A 2,455-nucleotide genomic window follows, 5' to 3' on the forward strand; every position below is an offset into this window, starting at 1 on the left:
GAGCAGTAGCACAGCATGAACGGCGCCGGCGTGTGGCTTTCCACCTCGAAACGCACGGCATTGCAGCGACAGGACCCTTTCAGCAGAAGCGGCATGGCGGGAAAACTCCGATACCTCTCTCAACCTGTCAGCATGATTTTGGTTGCGGCGATGACAAGGCCAGATGCCGGTGACATGATCGCGGCATGGACAATGAACGCATCGCCGAACTGTTCGAGGGTCTCGGCCCTGTCAGCATCCGCAAACTGTTCGGCGGCAAGGGCATCTATTTCGACGGCGTCATCGTCGCCATCGTGCTGCGCGGCGAATTGCTGTTGAAAGCCGACGAGCAAAGCGCCCCCGAGTTCGAGGCCGCCGGCTGCACGCAATGGACCTATACCGGCTCGCGCCACGGCAAGCTGGTCGCCATGCCCTATTGGAGCGTTCCCGACAGCGCTTTTGATGATCCCGACGAGATGACGGTCTGGGCACGCCGGGCGTATGAGGCGGGGCGAAGGGCGGGGAAGTGACGCCAGCCTTGGCACAGCGGAGGGACAGCACCCCCTCTGTCCCGCCGACCTTGGAGGCCGTGCCCTACAATGCCCTGGCTATCCTCGCCGCCAGCCGTGCATTGTTTTCCACCAGCGCGATGTTGGTCTTCAGGCTCCTGCCGCCGGTCAGTTCGAGGATCTTTCCCAGCAGGAATGGCGTCACCGCCTTGCCGGTGACATGTTGTGCCTCGGCGGCCTTCTGCGCGGCGTCGATATAGCCCGCCATCTCCGCAGCCGGGATTTCCTGGTTTTCCGGCACAGGATTGGCAATCAGCATGCCGCCAGCAAGCCCAAGTGCTGCCCTCGTCTGGTAGAAATGCGCGATCTCTTCCGGCTCGTGCAAGGTCAGCGGCGCGCGGAACGGCGATTGCCTGGACCAGAAGGCCGGCATCGTCTCGCAGCCATGGCCGATCACCGGCACGCCGCGCGTCTCCAGCACTTCCAGCGTCTTTTCGATGTCGAGGATCGCCTTGGCGCCGGCCGAGACGACAATCACCGGGGTGCGCGCCAGCTCGTCGAGATCGGCGGAAATGTCAAAGCTCTTTTCGGCGCCCTTGTGCACGCCGCCGATGCCGCCGGCGGCAAACACTTTTATGCCGACAATATGCGCCGCGATCATCGTGGCGGCGACCGTGGTGCCGCCGGTGCGCCCTTGCGCCACGGCAAAACCGAGATCGGCGCGCGACAGCTTCATGGCGTCGCCCGTCATCGCCAGCGATTCGCGCTCGCCGTCAGAAAGCCCGATCTTGATGCGGCCGCCAACCACGGCGATCGTCGCCGGCACGGCGCCGCCATCGCTGATGATCTTTTCGACATCGGCCGCCATGGCGCCGTTGTCGGGGTAGGGCATGCCATGGGTGATGATGGTGCTTTCCAGCGCCACCACCGGCCGGCCGTCGGCCAGGGCCTGCGCCACCGGCGCGTGGATGTCGATGAAGGGGCGGGCGGTCTCAGGGGTCATCAAGGTCTCCTATCCGGAATGCGGCGCGTCCGTCGGACGCTCGGCAACATCGCGGCACTATGAATTCGCCGGTCTCATGCCACTTCCCTGGCATCCGGCACAAGGACCAACGCTTCCGCGAAGCTCGCCGCGGTGAACTCCGGAACGGCGGCGGCGCTTTCGATGGCAAGCGTCGCCCCGGCAATGCCTTCGCGCAGAGCTGCCCGCAGCGGCAGTCCTCGCAGCAAGGCTGCGACCGTTGCGCCCGCCAGCGCATCGCCGGCGCCGGTGACGTCGGCGACCTTTCTTGGTGGCGGCGGCAGGATAGAGAAGGCGCCGGCTTCATCGAAGCCCAGCATGGGCCCGCCGCCTGCCGTCACCACGCCGCTGACGAGGCCGCTGCATCGCAACCCGTCGACCACCTCGCGCTCCGTGGCATTCGCGGCGACGCCGGCCAGCGCCATGGCCTCGCGCCGGTTCATGAAGACCAGCGAAAGCTCCTTCAGCACCGGTAGCAACCGCACCACCTTGGCCGGCGAAATGGCAATCGCGAAAACCGGCTTGCCCGCGGCGAGCGCGACCAGCCGTTCCAGCGCCGTCGTCGGAAGATTGGCGTCGCAGAAGACGGCATCTGCGGCGGCGATCACCTCCCGCACCCTGGAGCGCCTGATCTGCTTGGGAAACGCCAAATCATAGAGCGCCATGTCGGCAAAGCCGACGATCAGCTCGCCTTCGCTGTCGATCAGCGCCGTGTAGCTCGGCGTCGTGCGGTCGAGGAAGACCGCCGACAGGTCGGTAATGCCTGCCCCGGCAATGGCTCGCGAAACGGTGTCGGCAGCGGCATCGCCGCCGCGAACCGACATCAGCGACGCGGAGACGCCGCGCCGCACGGCACTGCGCAAGGCGTTGAAGACGCCGCCGCCGACATCCTCGCGCATTGTGCCCGGATTGGAGGCGGCGGCGTCTTCAACGCCTTGCGCAGTGC

Annotated in this window: 3 protein-coding genes and 1 pseudogene; 1 reads left to right on the forward strand and 3 read right to left on the reverse strand. The window is 66.1% G+C overall.

Annotated elements, in window-relative coordinates; genetic code table 11:
* Window positions 1-95: pseudogene (locus EN914_RS39540) on the reverse strand (GFA family protein); the annotation flags it as partial.
* Window positions 96-185: 90 nt separating this feature from the next.
* Here EN914_RS39540 and EN914_RS32070 point away from each other — a divergent pair.
* Window positions 186-509: a TfoX/Sxy family protein gene (locus EN914_RS32070; protein ID WP_024504570.1), complete on the forward strand. Its 324-nt coding sequence runs from the start codon at window positions 186-188 to the stop codon at window positions 507-509.
* Between the two features lie 64 nt (window positions 510-573).
* On the opposite strand, the gene EN914_RS32075 is transcribed toward EN914_RS32070, so the two are convergent.
* Window positions 574-1,491, reverse strand: coding sequence for a pseudouridine-5'-phosphate glycosidase (locus EN914_RS32075; protein ID WP_127389530.1), 918 nt, complete (start codon window positions 1,489-1,491; stop codon window positions 574-576).
* A gap of 74 nt (window positions 1,492-1,565) precedes the next feature.
* Window positions 1,566-2,408 (reverse strand): carbohydrate kinase family protein, encoded by an 843-nt coding sequence (locus EN914_RS32080; protein ID WP_245497889.1) that lies wholly within the window; start codon window positions 2,406-2,408, stop codon window positions 1,566-1,568.
* Window positions 2,409-2,455: the final 47 nt, after the last annotated feature.

This window comes from Mesorhizobium sp. M7A.F.Ca.CA.001.08.2.1 (assembly GCF_003998455.1).
Classification (GTDB): domain Bacteria; phylum Pseudomonadota; class Alphaproteobacteria; order Rhizobiales; family Rhizobiaceae; genus Mesorhizobium; species Mesorhizobium ciceri.